This is a genomic window from Streptomyces sp. I05A-00742, assembly GCF_013055795.1.
GTDB lineage: Bacteria > Actinomycetota > Actinomycetes > Streptomycetales > Streptomycetaceae > Streptomyces.
In genome coordinates, this window is the sequence record NZ_JABETO010000002.1 from 140,557 (window position 1) to 154,649 (window position 14,093).

Below are 14,093 nucleotides of genomic sequence, written 5' to 3' on the forward strand. Positions count from 1 at the left end.
GTACATTGCTGCCATGCCTTCGATCGCCGTGGCAGCCACTGACGGCATGCCGTTCTTCGAGCTGGCCATCCCCTGCCATGTGTTCGGCACGGACGTCTTCGGCAGGGGCGGCGTCCTGGCATGGGGCGGCGCCAACGGGCGGAGTGGCGACGGCGGGCGGCCGGGCGGCGCCGCCGCCGGGGGCATGCCCGGCGGGGACGGCTCCGGCGAGGACGTGACCGGGGGGAGCCGGGTGGCGGCCCCCGAGGGCTGGTACGACCTGCGCGTCTGCGCCATCGGTACGGCGGAGGGCGACGCCCGCGCGCGCTCGTGGTTCCGGGCGTCGACGCCACACGGCGCCGAGGAACTCGTCACCGCCGACACGGTGCTCGTCCCCGCCTCCGCCGATGTGCACGGGGACCCTCCGGGAGAGTTGCTGGATGCCCTGCGCGAGGCGCACCGGCGTGGCGCGCGGGTGGTGTCGTTGTGCTCGGGCGCGTTCACGCTCGCGGCCACGGGCCTGTTGGACGGCCGGACGGCGACGACGCACTGGGGGTACGCCCGGCTGCTCGGCGAACGCTACCCGGCGGTGCGGGTGGACCCGTCCGTGCTCTACGTCGACCACGGCGACGTCATCACCGGCGCGGGGGCGACCGCGAGCATCGACGTCTGCCTGCATCTGATCCGCAAGGACTTCGGCGTCGAGGCCGCCAACGCGGTGGCCCGCCAGCTGGTCGCCCCGGCCCATCGGCCGGGCGGCCAGGCCCAGTTCATCGAGGCACCGCTGCCCGAGCGGACCGACGACTCACTGGCGCCCCTCCTGCACTGGGCCGGGCAGCGGCTCGGCGAGCCACTGACCGTCGCCGACCTCGCCCGCCACGCGCACACCAGCCCGCGCACTCTCGCCCGCCGCTTCCACGCGGCGACGGGAACCACGCCCATGCAGTGGCTCCAGGCCCAGCGCATCGCGCGGGCGCGGGAGTTGCTGGAGGCGAGCGACGCCTCCGTGGACCGCGTGGCGGAACTCTGCGGCCTGGGCACCGCGGCGAACCTGCGCCGCCGCTTCACCAAGGCGGTCGGCGTCCCTCCCAACGACTACCGGAGGACGTTCCGGGCACGGCGGACGGCGTAGGGGACGGGGGACGTGCCCCGTGCGCATATACCGGCGCACGGGGCGCGGCCCCTCACAACCGGGGGTCCACCGGCTCCGACTCCAGCGCGAGCACCGCGAACACCGCCTCGTGCACCCGCCACAGCGGCTCCCCGTCCGCCAGCCGGTCCAGGGCCTCCAGCCCCAGCGCGTACTCGCGCAGGGCGAGCGACCGCTTGTGGCCGAGGTGGCGGTTCCGGAGCCGGGCGAGGTTCTCCGGCCGGGTGTACTCGGGTCCGTAGATGATCCGCAGGTACTCCCGGCCGCGGCACTTGATGCCGGGCTGGACGAGCCTGCCGTCCTCCTTGCGGACATACGCCTCCAGCGGCTTGACCACCATGCCCTCGCCGCCGCCGGCGGTGAGGTCGAGCCACCACCGGGTACCGGCGGCCACGGACGTCTCGTCCTCGGTGTCGACGACGAGGCGGCGGGTAGGGGTCAGGACACGGTTCATCCATGTGGTCGGCGGGTGGGCGCAGGGGTGGTTGTTGGCCTCGGCGCCGGACTCCTCGGCCTCGATCATCCGGTCGATCAGCGCCAGTTGCCCGTCGTGCGGTATTCGGGTGAGCGCCCGCCCCTCGGCGGCGAGTATCTGGAAGGGCGCCAGCCGGATGCCGTCCAGGCCGTCGGTCTCCGACGTGCCCAGGGGGCGCGGGCGCCCGTCCGGGCCCGGCTCGCCGGGCCGGCCGCGTGCGAGGTCACCGACGGGCCAGCAGTAGCGTCCGTACGCCTCCGAGAACGCCGCCGCGTCCGCGGAGCGCTCGCGCTGGTGGCCGAGGAGCCCGGCGACGTCGACGCCCCGGCCGGCCGCGGCCTCCAGCGCGGCGAGCGCGGAGGGGAGGACGGTGCGGGAGGCGGCGCCGACGGCCGCGTACTGGTTGCGGAGCAGTCCGCCCGCCTTGAGGGACCAGGGCATCAGCTCGGCGTCCAGCAGCAGCCAGTCCGTGCCCAGTTCGTCCCACAGACCGGCGGCCCCGACACACCGGGCGACCCTGTTTAGGAGACGTCGCGCCTGCTCGGAGTCGTCGAAGAACGGCCGTCCGGTACGGGTGAACACCGCTCCGGGGACGCCCTCCACCGTGCGGAACCGCTCGCGGGCCGTCTCCGCGTCGCGGCAGACGAGGAGCACCGCCCGCGAACCCATGTGCTTCTCCTGGCAGATGACCCGCCGCACGCCTTCCGCCCGGTAGGCGGCGAACGCCTCGGCCGGGTGCTCCAGATAGCCGTCCTCGTGGGAGGTGGCGCAGGGCGCCATCGTGGGCGGCAGGTAGAGCAGGTGCTGCGGGTCGACGGCGAAGCGGCTCATGACCTCCAGCGCCGCCGCGGCGTTCTCCTCCCGCACGGCGAGGCGGCCCATGTGCCGGGTCTCCACGACGCGGCGTCCGGTGACGTCGCCGAGGTCGAGCGGCCGGCCGTCGGCCCCGCCCGGCGCGTCCTGCGCGAGGGGCCGGACCGGCTCGTACCAGACCCGCTCGGCGGGCACGTCCACCAGCTCGCGCTCGGGCCAGCGCAGTGCGGTCAGCCGGCCGCCGAAGACGGCGCCGGTGTCGAGGCAGAGGGTGTTGTTGAGCCAGGTCGCGGTCGGTACGGGGGTGTGCCCGTAGACGACGGCCGCGCGGCCCCGGTAGTCCTCGGCCCAGGGGTAGCGCACGGGCAGGCCGAACTCGTCGGTCTCGCCCGTCGTGTCGCCGTACAGGGCGTGCGAGCGGACGCGGCCGGACGTCCGGCCGTGGTACTTCTCGGGCAGCCCCGCGTGGCAGACCACGAGCGCCCCGCCGTCGAGCACGTAGTGGCTGACCAGCGACCGGACGAACTCCCGTGCGCGCTCCCGGAACTCCGGGTCCTCGCGCTCCAGCTGCTCGATCGTCTCGGCCAGGCCGTGGGTGTGCTGGACCTTGCGTCCGGACAGGTACCGGCCGAGCTTGTTCTCGTGGTTGCCGGGGACGCACAGGGCGTGCCCGGCGGCGACCATGCCCATCACCAGCCGCAGCACACCGGGGCTGTCGGGGCCGCGGTCGACGAGGTCGCCGACGAAGACTGCGGTGCGGCCCTCCGGGTGGACGGCGTCCACCGGGCGTCCCGCGTCGTCGCGCTCGACGGCGTAGCCGAGCCGGGCGAGCAGGCTCTCCAGCTCGCCGCGGCAGCCGTGGATGTCTCCGACGATGTCGAACGGGCCGGTGAGGTGGCGCAGGTCGTTGAAGCGGCGCTCCCGCACGATCTCGACGGACGCGGCCTCCTCCACTCCGCGCAGGACGTGCACCTTGCGGAACCCCTCGCGCTCAAGGTGACGCAGTGAGCGGCGCAGTTCGCGCTGGTGGCGCTGGATGACGCGGCGCGGGAGAGTCGCCCGGTCGGGCCGGGCGGCGTTGCGCTCGGCGCAGACGTCCTCGGGGACGTCGAGGACGATCGCGACGGGCAGGACGTCGTGCTCGCGGGCCAGCCCGACGAGGTGCTTGCGCGCCTCGGACTGGACGTTGGTCGCGTCGACGACGGTGAGGCGCCCGGCGGCGAGCCGTTTGCCGGCGATGTAGTGCAGGACGTCGAAGGCGTCCGGAGTCGCGGCCTGGTCGTTGGTGTCGTCGCTGACCAGCCCCCGGCAGACGTCGGAGGAGAGCGTCTCGGTCGGCGCGAAGTGCCGGGCGGCGAAGGTGGACTTGCCCGATCCTGTGGCACCGATGAGCACCACGAGGGAGAGGTCGGGCACGGCGAGGGTACGGACCCCCGCTTCCGGTGCGGTGTGCGGGGTGACGGGGGTGCTCATGCTGCCTTCTCCTCCTTCGGGGTCGTGGCGGTGTCCGGGGTCGTGGCGGTGTCCGGGCTCGTGGCGGCCGGGGTCGTGGCGGCCGGGGTCGTGGCGGCCGGGGTTGCGGCGGGCGGGGTTGCGGCGGGCGGGGACGCGGTGGTCTCCGTGCCCGGGGTGGGGTCCGTGGTGTCACGGTGGCGGCCGGGGCCGCGGCGGTCGGTGGGGTTGTTGGTGGGGTCGGTGGCGTCGCGGTGGAAGACCGCCATCTGGGTGGGCGGACCGACCTCGGGGTCGTCGGGCCCCACGGGACGGAACTCGACCCCGTAGCCGTATCGTTCGGCCACCGTGCCGGCCCAGCCGCGGAACTCCTCGCGCGTCCACTCGAACCGGTGGTCCGCGTGCCGCACATGTCCGGCGGGCAGGCTCTCCCAACGGACGTTGTACTCGACGTTCGGTGTGGTGACGACGACCGTCGCCGGGCGCGCGGCGGCGAACACCGCGTGCTCCAGGGCCGGCAGCCGCGGCAGGTCGACGTGCTCGATGACTTCACTGAGGACGGCGGCGTCGTACCCCGTCAGCCGCCGGTCGGTGTAGGCGAGCGACCCCTGGAGGAGACGCACCCGGGCGGCCTGCCGCTCGGACTGCCGGTCCAGCCGCAGCCGTCGCGACGCCTCCTTCAAGGCGCGCATCGACACGTCGAGTCCGACGATCTCGGTGAACCGGGCGTCCTTGAGCAGCGCCCCCACCAACTGGCCCTGCCCACACCCCAGATCGAGCACCCGCGCGGCACCGGACTCGCGGAGGGCACCGACGATGGCCTCACGCCTCTGGACGGCCAGCGGCACCGGCTTCTCCTCGGTGTCGACCGATTCGTCCACGGCGTTGTCGAGCTCCTCGGACTCCGCCCCCTCGGTCTCGGCGAGCCGGGCCAGGGCGAGCCGTTCGAGCGCGTCCCGGGTGAGGGACCAGCGGCGGGTGAGGAAGCGGCTGGTGATCAGCCGCTGCTCGGGGTGGCCCTCCAGCCATCCCTCGCCGGTGCGGAGCAGCTTGTCCACCTCGTCGGGGGCGACCCAGTAGTGCTTGGCGTCGTCCAGCACGGGCAGCAGCACGTAGAGCTGCCGCAGCGCGTCGACGAGCCGCTGCTCGCCCTCCAGCAGCAGCGAGACGTATCGCGAGTCCCCCCACTCCGGGAACCTCTCGTCCAGCGGCAGCGGCAGCGCCGTCACCTTCCAGCCGAGGGGCGCGAAGAGCCGCTCCACCAGCCCGGCCCCACCGCGCGCGGGCACTACCGGCAACTCGACCCGCAACGGCAGTCTGCGGCCGGGCAGTTCGGGCCGTGCGGCGCACTGGCCCTTCATGGCGCTGGAGAAGACGCTGCCCATCGCCACGGCCAGCAGCGAGGACGCGGCGTAGGGCCGGTCGTTGACGTACTGCGCCAGGGCCGAATCGGGCGCGCCGCCGCGCCCCTTTCCCTTGCCCCGCCGCACGAGCGCCACGGGATCCACCTCCAGCAGCAGCGCTGCCGTGCAGCGCTCCGCCGTGGCCTCCGGATAGAAGACATGGGCGGTGCCGTGGGAGGTGGAGAACCGCTGCGCCCGCTCGGGATGCTTGTGCAGCAGGAACCCCAGGTCGGTCGCGGGAACGTCGCTGTCGCCGGTGGTACTGATAGTCAGGAACACCCGTCCGATTATTGCCGTTCGTCCACCCCTTCCCCCACTGGTTTTCCGCTTCCCACCCCGATTCCGACTCCCGCGAGGTTCCTGCCCCTCACTGGCTCCCCATGCCGCCCTGCCGACCACCGGTCCGGTCGGCCGGCCCCGCGGTCCAGTCGGCCAACTCCGTGACTCTGACCGCCAACTCCGCGATCCGGTCCGGCCCGACGCGACAGCAGCCGCCGACGAGCCGGGCGCCCGCATCCCACCAGGCGTCCACCATGCCGGGGTCGAAGGCGGAACGCCCCCGCCACTGCCGTGCCCCTTCATCCCACCCCTCCCCGCTGTTCGGATACACCACGACCGGCTTCCTCGTCACCCGCGCGGCGATCCGCACGGCGTCCTCCACCTCCCCCGGCGCACAGCAGTTGACCCCCACCGCGATGACCTGGTCGTTCCCGGCGGCGAGCGCGAACGCCTCCGCCAGCGGCTGCCCGGCCCGGGTCTTCCCGCCGGCGCAGCTGTACGACAGCCAGACCGGCACTCCACACCCGCGCACCGCCCGCAGCAGCGCCCGCCCCTCGTCGGCGTCCGGCACGGTCTCCAGCGCCAGCACGTCCGGCCCGGCCGCGGCCAGCACCTCGATCCGCGGCCGGTGGAACCGCTCCAGCTCCGCCACGCTCAGCCCGTACCGTCCCCGGTACTCACTCCCGTCCGCGAGCATCGCCCCATAGGGACCGACCGACGCGGCGACCCACACCTCCCGTTCCCCCTCCGCGGCCGCCCGCCGCGCCAGTTCGACACTGCGCCGCAGCAGTTCCGCGGTCTCCTCCCGCCCGACCCCGCGCCGGGCGAACCCCTCGAAGGTGGCCTGATAGCCGGCGGTGATCAGCACCCGCGCACCCGCCCGCACATAGGCCGCGTGTGCCCGCTCGACCTGCCCCGGGTCGTCCGCCAGCAGCCTGGCCGACCACAGGGCGTCGGACAGGTCGCAGCCCTGCGCCTCCAACTGGTTGGACAGCCCGCCGTCGAGGACGAGCGGCCCGCGCCGGAGCGCCTCGGCGAGTGCCGTACGGGGTTCGGTCATCGCGGCTGCTCCTGCTCTCCGGCTCCGGCCTTCCTCCTCCGCCTCGTCGTCTCAGCCCAGTTGGGACTGGACCTGTCCCGAGATCAGCTCCAGGTGGTCGAGATCGTCCAGATCCAGGATCTGGAGGTAGACACGGGACGCGCCGGCCTCCGCGTACCGGCCGATCTTGTCGACCACCTCGGCCGGAGAACCCGCCAGACCGTTCGCCCTGAGCTCGTCGACCTCCCGGCCGATGGCCGCCGCCCGGCGCGCCACCTCGGCGTCGTCCTTGCCCACGCACGCCACCAGGGCGTTGGAGTACACCAGGTCGTCCGCCTTCCGGCCCTCTTCCTCGGCCGCCGCCCGGACCCGGCCGAACTGCCGCCGGGTGGCCTCGACCGACTCGAAGGGCACGTTGAACTCATCGGCGTACCGGGCGGCGAGCCGCGGCGTCCGGGACGCCCCCATGCCCCCGATGAGCACCGGCACCTTGGGCTGGGCCGGCTTGGGCAGCGCCGGGGAGTCGGCCAGTTGGTAGTACTCGCCGTCGAAGTCGAATGTCCCGCCCACCTCCGTTCCCCACAGTCCCGTGACGATCGCCAGCTGCTCCTCCAGGCGCCCGAACTTCTCCTTCGGGAAGGGGATTCCGTACGCCGTGTGCTCCGCCTCGTACCAGCCGGCGCCCAGCCCCAACTCGACGCGCCCGCCCGACATCCGGTCGACCTGGGCCACCTGGATGGCCAGCACACCCGGCAGCCGGAACGTCCCCGCGGTCATGAGCGTCCCGAGCCGGATGCGCCGGGTCTCCCGGGCGAGCCCGGCCAGGGTGATCCAGGCGTCGGTGGGACCGGGCAGCCCGTCGGAGGACCCCATGGCCAGGTAGTGGTCGGAGCGGAAGAAGGCGTCGAAGCCGAGATCTTCGGTGGCCTTGGCCACGGTGAGAAGGGTGTCGTAGCTCGCCCCCTGCTGGGGCTCGGTGAAAATGCGCAGGTCCATACCTCCCATCCTGCACCTTCGAACACAGGTCAACCGCACGGCCCCCGCGCCGCCGCACCGGCCCCTGTCGGGTGAATCTCCCCCGCTCGCACCGGCCGTCCGGGCAGCGGCCAGTATCCGGCACGCACGGTGATCGTTGGCCTCGGCGGAGCCGGACCGCCCGGCCCGCGCACCGGTTTTCCCTGCCGGAGGCGACGACCGCAACGCCGCTCCTCCGCCTCGGAGGAGCCCAGGGCCGAGGAGGCCACATGCACCAGGAAGCCGTGCCCACCGAGGCGGTGCCCAACCAGGCCGCTTCCCCGCAGCAGAACGCGCCCAAGGGCCTGCTGCAACAGATGGAGGAGCTGATGGCAGCGCTGAACGCCGATCTGTCGCAGCTCGACGCCGATCTCCAGTCCTCCGCCGAAAGGCCGGCGCCCACCCACGAAGCCGAGACCGAGGCCGACGGCTGACCGCTCGCGCTTCACGCGGCACCCCCTCTCTCCCGCAGGGCGATCCGTCTCAACAGCCCGCCCACCCGGTCCCCGGTCTCGTCGGCCGCGTCGATCGCCTCGATGCACTGCCAGTAGAGGCCGTCCTCCTCGCAGGCGCAGGCCACTCCGACCAGAGCGATACCCACGTCCCCGAGGAGCGCGGCGAGCTCCGTCAGCGTCCCCCACGGGTCACGGACCACCGAGAGCCGCGCCGCCCGTAAGCCTCCGGCGCGCAGGGCGACCTGCCGCAGCGCGCCGGAGGCCCGGCCGCCCGCTTCGCTCAGCCCGCACGCCGCCGCCCGGACCTCGAAGGGCCCGTGGGCCGCGAGGTGCCCTCCGACAGCCTGGGCCAGAGCTTGGGTCTGCCATGCCTCGGCGACGATGTCCTGCATCGTCCTCGCCTCGGCCAGGGCGACCCGGGTGGCCTCGATCAACCGCAGTGCGTCCATTGCCGGTCCCCCAGTTTCCGCCTGTGCGCTCTCACTACTCAGAGTGATGGCTAACCGCCGGAAAAGCCAGGGGAATTCAGAAATCTGTGGATACCAAATGCGCTGTGGACAACACAATCACTCCGGAGAGTGACGAGCAGAGGAACCCTGACTCCCGGCAGCCCGCTCCCCCGCTACCGGAAACCGCCGCTCGTTCCTTTCGATCTTGGCGGACAGCGCCTCCAGCACATCGACCCCCAACACCTCGCAGAACTGGAGCAGATAGGCCAGCACGTCCGCGACCTCGTCCTTCACCCGTTCCGCCGTCGCCGCGTCGGCCATCACGCGCGTCGACTCCTCGGGCGTCAGCCACTGGAAGATCTCCATCAGCTCGGCCGCCTCGACGCTCAGCGCCGCCGCCAGGTTCTTGGGCGTGTGGAAGGGCTGCCAGTCGCGGGCGGCGGCGAAGGCCGCCAGCCGCCGTTGCAGAACCTCAAGATCCCCGGGTGCTCCGTTGTGCTCCGTCATGCCCCCAGATCTACCATCGAGGCGCCCGGCACCTCTGCCGCCACCTCGGCCGCTTCCCCTCGCACCGTGCCCACCAGCCTGATGTGCCCCCTCTCGCACATGCGCGCCGCCAGCCCCAGCAACTCCCGCGCCTGGACCGGATCGAGACACCGGTCGAACCCGTCCGCGAGCACGGTCAGCGTCTGGAGCGCGGGCAGCACCTCGGCGGCAAGGTCCACCGCGAGCACGCCCGGGCCCGTGAGCAGGACCAGGCACAGCGCCAGATACCGCAACTCCCCGTCCCCGAGCCGTTCCAGCGGAGTCGCCGCTCCCGCGCCCCGCGCCAGGACGGCCCGGACGAAACCGCCGTCCAGCCCCTGCACCCCCACGCCCTCGACCGGCCCGCGACAGCCGGCGTCCGCCGCGGAGACCAGGGCCGCGTGCCGGATGACGCACTCACTGCCGGTGCGGCCCAGTACGGCGGCAACGTTGTCACAGGCGCTCCGCAGCCGTCCGTCCCGCGCCGCGACCGGTGCCCGCATCAACTCGGGCCGCGGATCGCAGGGGAACACCGAGCGCAGCGCGACGACGACCTGCTCCGCGGCGTCAAGCACCAGCCGCTGTCCGGCCGTCTTGCCCGCCACCCGCAACGGCAGCAGCGCGGTTCCCAGCCGGTCGCCCGGCAGGGGAGCCCGGGTCACCGGGACCGCCCCGGCCGTGTGCCACGCCGCCTCGACGGTCGGCAGCCCCGGGTCGCGCAGCGCCGTCGACAACAGCGTCCGGCCGGCTCCCGTCAACCGCTCGCCGACCACCCGCACGTCGGGTTCGGCCTGCACCGCCAGGTCCAGGGCGACCGGCCCGACGGGCCCCTCGACCGTGCAGCCGATCCGGAACCCGCGCCGCCCCTGCGCGTCCGGCCGGGCCCGGTGCGGGACGCAGGCCGGGGCGCCGCCCGCCACCGGGGCGAGGGCCTCGTCCAGACCGTCACCCCCGGCGAGCCGGGCCAGCACCTCGTACGCCTGGAGCACGCTCGACTTGCCGCTTCCGCTGGCGCCCCGGAACAGGGTCAGCGGCCCCAGCGCGAAGGTGGCGTTGCGGTGCGACTTGAAGGCGGAGAGCCGCAGTTCGGTGACGAAGGGGCGGACGACGGCGGGGCGTCGGGGCCGGGGCGCGGCGGCCGTTCGGGCACTGCTTGCTTCCATGCCCGGACCGTATGGTGCGTCCGGTCAGCCAAACCGTTTCAGCCTGTCGTTCTTCCTACGATCGGAGTACGTCGTGGCGACCTCGGTGCCTTCGGGCGCGAGCAGGAAGACATTGGTGTCGACGCGGTGCATGCCGCTGCCGAGCCCGAAGACGACGCCGCTGGAGAAGTCGAGGATGCGCTTGGCGACATCGGTGTCCGCGCTGGTGAGGTCCAGCAGCACGGGCGTCCCGTTGATCAAGTGCTCCGCGACCTCGCGGGCGTCCGCGAAGATCTGCACCCGGAGGACCACGAGCCTCCGCTGGTTCGGTTCCGTCTCCGGCTCCTCCTCGGGGAGCGACCGGTGGTTGGACCAGGACGGCCAGGTGTGATGACCGCGCAACGGCACGACCTCGGCCAGCCCCTCCCACTGCTCGTCGGTGGCCTCTGACCTGTTCACCGGATCACCCCTCCGGGGAACGCGCTGGTTATGTACATCCGGCGATTCTAGGGAGACGGGCGCCCCCATTCGGCCCAATGACACGCGCGGCGCCCCTATCGCACGACTTGACGGGACATGTCCTGGGCGGACAGGAGGCTGACTGGCGCCTCTCTACTCACGAGGGGAACTCCGCGGCTCCCATTTCACGATGGCCACTTTGGCCTTTCGGCGAACGGAAGTCGTTCTGCACCTCTCAGCTCACACCGGCCATCCGGAGCAACGCGGTGGTCGCCGCGGCCGCCACCACCACGACCAGGAACGACACCTTCCGGAGCGCCAGCACGGCGCCGACGAGGACTCCCGCCGGGCGGGACCAGCCCGCGAAACCGTGCCCCACGGTCAGTGCCGAGACGGCCGCCATGGCGCAGAGCAGCACGGTCGCGGAGGTCGACAGCGCAGCGCGGACCCGGCCCGACAGCTCGAACCGACTGTGGACGAGCGGGCCGCAGACGCGCAGCAGATACGTGCCGACGGCCAGCATGAACACGGCCTGAAGGGTCATCATCCGCGCTCACCCGCCTGCGGAACAGCCGCGCCCGACCTCGTACGCAGGGCCGCCGGCAGACCCACGAGCGCCAGCAGCACCGGCAGCCCGCTCGGCAGGAAGGGCGCGGCGGCCAGCGCCACCGCGGCCCCCAGCAGTGCGGCCCGGCGGGCTCCGGAGTCGCGCAGCGCGGGCAGCACCAGGGCCAGAAGCACCATGGGTTCGGCGGCGTCGAGCCCCAGGGCCCGCGCGTCACCCACCGCCCGGCCGGCCAGGACGCCGAGGAGGGTGCCCGCGTTCCACGTGACGAACAGCACGACACCGCAGACGAGGTAGGCGGCCCGGCGCCGCTCGAGTTCCCGCTCGGCGCCGGCGAACGCGACCGCCTGGTCGACCAGGACGTGGCTGCCCAGCAGCCGGGCTGGCCAGCGGACGGACAGGACGTCGGCGACGGTCAGTCCGTAGACCAGCAGGCGCGCGTTGAGCACCAGCCCGGCGATCACGGCCGCGACGGTTCCTCCACCGCCGAGCACGATGTCGAGCGTGGCGAACTGGGCGCCCCCGGCGAAGACCGCGAGGGACATGGTCAGCGGCACCCACGCGGGCTGCCCGGCGGAGACAGCGATGGCGCCGAAGGAGGCCCCCACCACCCCCATCGCAGCGCCCACCGCGCCTATGTCGCGCAGTACAGCGCGGTCGAGTGTTCTCCAGAACGAACGCATGGTCGCTAGAATGAACACCGTCGCCGTCGTTCGTCAAGGAGAACAAGTGGTCCGACACAACGAACAGGGGGCTCGCGACGCCGCCCGCCCCCCTCTCGCCCGCATCGCGGCCTCGATCCGCCGCGAGCGGGACCGCATGGACCTCTCGCTGTCGGAACTCGCCAAGCGGGCCGGCATCGCGAAGTCCACGCTCTCCCAACTGGAGTCCGGGACGGGCAACCCGAGCGTGGAGACGCTGTGGGCGCTCGGCGTCGCCCTGGACGTCCCGTTCAGCAGGCTCGTCGACCCACCCCGCCCCCAAGTGACGGTGCTCCGCCTCGGCGAGGGCGCCACCGTCCCGTCGGAGCACGCCGACTACACGGCAAGCCTCCTCGCCTCCTGTCCGCCGCACGCCCGCCGGGACCTGTACCTGCTCCAAGTGGAACCGGGCACCCCACGCACCTCCGAACCCCATATGCCGGGCACCACGGAGCATGTGGTGATCGCTTCGGGGCGCGCCCTGATCGGCCCCAGCGACGAGCCCGCCGAACTCGGCCCCGGCGACTACATCGCCTATCCGGGCGACGTGCCGCACATCTGCCGGGCCCTGGAGGCGGGGACGATCATCGTGATGGCCATGGAACACAAGTGACCGCGGGAGCGTGAGGCGACCGTCCACGCCGTCGTCAACCAGAGCTGTATCCCTATAAAGCCACTGACAGCATGTCATCTCCTGATGAAGGGCCCTCTCACCCAATAGAGGGAATGCGCGTAGAGTAGCTGCTCGATTACTATGCGCATATGCCTCGGTGGGGTCAGACGCGTACACAGTCCGTGATGCGGACTGTGTCGGTCGTGCTGATCTCCCTGCTGCTGATGGTGTCGGGGGGTGACCCGGCGATGGCCGCCGCCGACCCGGCCCGGGAGGAGAGCTCCATCTCCACGGAGTTCCGCCTCTCCGACGACCGCGCGGCGGACGCCGTCCCTCCGGAGAGCGTGATCACGGGCACACAACGCCGATGCGGCACCCAGCAGGACGGCTCCGCGACGCCCTCCTCCGCCCCGAACCCCTCTGCCGCTCCCCGTGGTCTCCCGTCCGCACTGCGGACGCATCACGCGCGGAACGCCGTCCTGCGCTGCTGAGGTGACCCGCGCCGCCCGCCGAACGGCGGCGCCGCAGCGTCCCTCCGACCGCAGGCAAGAGAGCAGAGACGTGATGCCCCTCGACCCCGCGCGGGCCGTGAGCGCCTACCTGCGCGCCCAGGCGTACCGCGATCAACTCCGTCCCCCTTCCCCTGGTTTCAACTCACCCTCCTCAAAAGCCCTCACCGACCCATGCGCCCCGCAGAACACAGCGGACTCGCATCCCCTGGATCACGAACCGACCTCCCTCGCACCACCGGAGGCCGGTCGCCGGGATCGCCGTCCAGCACGACCGTTCGCCCGCTTCCTGCCGTTCCTCCGCAAGGGCCGCACCTCACCAGTCCCGTCCACCACATCCGGCTCCCCGCCATGTGGTCCACCCAGGGGAGAGCCGTCGCGCTCCACGAGTTGAGGGAACCGTTTCCTCACTCCGGACCGCTAGCGCTCCGGCGCTCGGCGCGGGTGTTTCCCGTGCCGGGCGCCGGAGGGGGCGTGAGGCGATCTCAATGCCTCACTGAGGTGGCCTGCCCCCTGCTGGAGCGAGCGCACCGGAGGCAGCCGACACACGCCGCAGTACGATCGCGGTCATGCGCAACGGGCTCCTGAAGCATTCACTCAGACCGGTTTGGGCGGTTTGTATCTGTTCGGGGCGCCCGGTACGATGATCAACTTTGGCAAGCGGGCAGCGGGCAGCGGGCAGCGGGCAGCGGGCAGCGGGCAGCGGGCAGCGGGCAGCGGGCAGCGGGCAGCGGGCAGCGGGCAGCGGGCAGCGGGCAGCGGGCAGCGGGCAGCGGGCAGCGGGCAGCGGGCAGCGGGCAGCGGGCAGCGGGCAGCGGGCAGCGGGCAGCGGGCAGCGGGCAGCGGGCAGCGGGCAGCGGGCAGCGGGCAGCGGGCAGCGGGCAGCGGGCAGCGGGCAGCGGGCAGCGGGCAGCGGGCAGCGGGCAGCGGGCAGCGGGCAGCGGGCAGCGGGCAGCGGGCAGCGGGCAGCGGGCAGCGGGCAGCGGGCAGCGGGCAGCGGGCAGCGGGCAGCGGGCAGCGGGCAGCGGGCAGCGGGCAGCGGGCAGCGGGCAGCGGGCAGCGGGCAGCGGG

At 73.1% G+C, this 14,093-nt stretch carries 14 protein-coding genes; 4 read left to right on the plus strand and 10 right to left on the minus strand.

Annotation, left to right across the window (positions count from 1 at the left end; translation table 11 throughout):
• Positions 1–13 precede the first annotated feature (13 nt).
• Positions 14–1,111 carry a GlxA family transcriptional regulator gene (locus tag HN013_RS02630; protein ID WP_249374673.1) on the plus strand — a complete coding sequence of 366 codons (1,098 nt, stop codon included), beginning with the start codon at positions 14–16 and terminating at the stop codon, positions 1,109–1,111.
• Positions 1,112–1,163: 52 nt separating this feature from the next.
• On the opposite strand, the gene HN013_RS02635 is transcribed toward HN013_RS02630, so the two are convergent.
• From HN013_RS02635 to HN013_RS02650, 4 genes are all read right to left on the minus strand, one after another.
• Positions 1,164–3,890 carry a polynucleotide kinase-phosphatase gene (locus HN013_RS02635; RefSeq protein ID WP_171162492.1) on the minus strand — a complete coding sequence of 909 codons (2,727 nt, stop codon included), beginning with the start codon at positions 3,888–3,890 and terminating at the stop codon, positions 1,164–1,166.
• Complete coding sequence (locus HN013_RS02640) at positions 3,887–5,551, minus strand: 3' terminal RNA ribose 2'-O-methyltransferase Hen1 (protein ID WP_171162494.1); 1,665 nt, start codon at positions 5,549–5,551, stop codon at positions 3,887–3,889. Before HN013_RS02640 ends, HN013_RS02635 begins: the two co-directional genes overlap by 4 nt.
• Positions 5,552–5,639: 88 nt before the next feature.
• Positions 5,640–6,611, minus strand: coding sequence for a homocysteine S-methyltransferase (mmuM, locus tag HN013_RS02645; protein WP_171162496.1), 972 nt, complete (start codon positions 6,609–6,611; stop codon positions 5,640–5,642).
• 51 nt (positions 6,612–6,662) lie between these two features.
• Entirely contained in the window at positions 6,663–7,586 is a 924-nt protein-coding gene (locus HN013_RS02650; RefSeq protein WP_171162498.1) for an LLM class F420-dependent oxidoreductase, read from the minus strand.
• 248 nt (positions 7,587–7,834) lie between these two features.
• Here HN013_RS02650 and HN013_RS02655 point away from each other — a divergent pair, with 248 nt between their 5' ends.
• Positions 7,835–8,038: a hypothetical protein gene (locus tag HN013_RS02655; protein WP_212763872.1), complete on the plus strand. Its 204-nt coding sequence runs from the start codon at positions 7,835–7,837 to the stop codon at positions 8,036–8,038.
• 11 nt (positions 8,039–8,049) lie between these two features.
• On the opposite strand, the gene HN013_RS02660 is transcribed toward HN013_RS02655, so the two are convergent.
• The 6 genes from HN013_RS02660 to HN013_RS02685 form a co-directional block, all read right to left on the minus strand.
• Entirely contained in the window at positions 8,050–8,508 is a 459-nt protein-coding gene (locus tag HN013_RS02660; protein WP_171162500.1) for a DUF6099 family protein, read from the minus strand.
• A gap of 117 nt (positions 8,509–8,625) precedes the next feature.
• Positions 8,626–9,015 (minus strand): nucleotide pyrophosphohydrolase, encoded by a 390-nt coding sequence (locus HN013_RS02665; RefSeq protein ID WP_171162502.1) that lies wholly within the window; start codon positions 9,013–9,015, stop codon positions 8,626–8,628.
• The gene (locus HN013_RS02670) at positions 9,012–10,196 is read right to left on the minus strand and encodes an AAA family ATPase (RefSeq protein ID WP_171162504.1); all 1,185 of its coding nucleotides are present in this window, start codon (positions 10,194–10,196) and stop codon (positions 9,012–9,014) included. Before HN013_RS02670 ends, HN013_RS02665 begins: the two co-directional genes overlap by 4 nt.
• Positions 10,197–10,220: 24 nt before the next feature.
• Positions 10,221–10,634 carry a cell division protein SepF gene (locus HN013_RS02675; RefSeq protein ID WP_171162506.1) on the minus strand — a complete coding sequence of 138 codons (414 nt, stop codon included), beginning with the start codon at positions 10,632–10,634 and terminating at the stop codon, positions 10,221–10,223.
• Between the two features lie 235 nt (positions 10,635–10,869).
• Complete coding sequence (locus HN013_RS02680; RefSeq protein ID WP_398978100.1) at positions 10,870–11,181, minus strand: AzlD domain-containing protein; 312 nt, start codon at positions 11,179–11,181, stop codon at positions 10,870–10,872.
• The gene (locus tag HN013_RS02685) at positions 11,178–11,882 is read right to left on the minus strand and encodes an AzlC family ABC transporter permease (protein WP_171162508.1); all 705 of its coding nucleotides are present in this window, start codon (positions 11,880–11,882) and stop codon (positions 11,178–11,180) included. Before HN013_RS02685 ends, HN013_RS02680 begins: the two co-directional genes overlap by 4 nt.
• A gap of 46 nt (positions 11,883–11,928) precedes the next feature.
• Between HN013_RS02685 and HN013_RS02690 the strand changes: the two genes are divergently transcribed.
• Together HN013_RS02690 and HN013_RS02695 are read left to right on the plus strand one after the other, a co-directional pair.
• Complete coding sequence (locus tag HN013_RS02690) at positions 11,929–12,513, plus strand: XRE family transcriptional regulator (RefSeq protein ID WP_312018475.1); 585 nt, start codon at positions 11,929–11,931, stop codon at positions 12,511–12,513.
• Between the two features lie 185 nt (positions 12,514–12,698).
• A complete protein-coding gene (locus HN013_RS02695) occupies positions 12,699–13,004 on the plus strand; it encodes a hypothetical protein (RefSeq protein ID WP_171162512.1) in 306 nt (101 codons plus the stop codon).
• Positions 13,005–14,093: the final 1,089 nt, after the last annotated feature.

What these genes read in the sequence shown, in the direction of transcription:
- HN013_RS02630 (WP_249374673.1), top strand. Translation starts at nt 14, where the DNA reads ATGCCTTCGATCGCCGTGGCAGCCACTGACGGCATGCCGTTCTTCGAG.
- HN013_RS02635 (WP_171162492.1), bottom strand. Translation starts at nt 3,890, where the DNA reads ATGAGCACCCCCGTCACCCCGCACACCGCACCGGAAGCGGGGGTCCGT.
- mmuM (WP_171162496.1), bottom strand. Translation starts at nt 6,611, where the DNA reads ATGACCGAACCCCGTACGGCACTCGCCGAGGCGCTCCGGCGCGGGCCG.
- HN013_RS02650 (WP_171162498.1), bottom strand. Translation starts at nt 7,586, where the DNA reads ATGGACCTGCGCATTTTCACCGAGCCCCAGCAGGGGGCGAGCTACGAC.
- HN013_RS02655 (WP_212763872.1), top strand. Translation starts at nt 7,835, where the DNA reads ATGCACCAGGAAGCCGTGCCCACCGAGGCGGTGCCCAACCAGGCCGCT.
- HN013_RS02660 (WP_171162500.1), bottom strand. Translation starts at nt 8,508, where the DNA reads ATGGACGCACTGCGGTTGATCGAGGCCACCCGGGTCGCCCTGGCCGAG.
- HN013_RS02665 (WP_171162502.1), bottom strand. Translation starts at nt 9,015, where the DNA reads ATGACGGAGCACAACGGAGCACCCGGGGATCTTGAGGTTCTGCAACGG.
- HN013_RS02670 (WP_171162504.1), bottom strand. Translation starts at nt 10,196, where the DNA reads ATGGAAGCAAGCAGTGCCCGAACGGCCGCCGCGCCCCGGCCCCGACGC.
- HN013_RS02680 (WP_398978100.1), bottom strand. Translation starts at nt 11,181, where the DNA reads ATGATGACCCTTCAGGCCGTGTTCATGCTGGCCGTCGGCACGTATCTG.
- HN013_RS02685 (WP_171162508.1), bottom strand. Translation starts at nt 11,882, where the DNA reads ATGCGTTCGTTCTGGAGAACACTCGACCGCGCTGTACTGCGCGACATA.
- HN013_RS02695 (WP_171162512.1), top strand. Translation starts at nt 12,699, where the DNA reads ATGCGGACTGTGTCGGTCGTGCTGATCTCCCTGCTGCTGATGGTGTCG.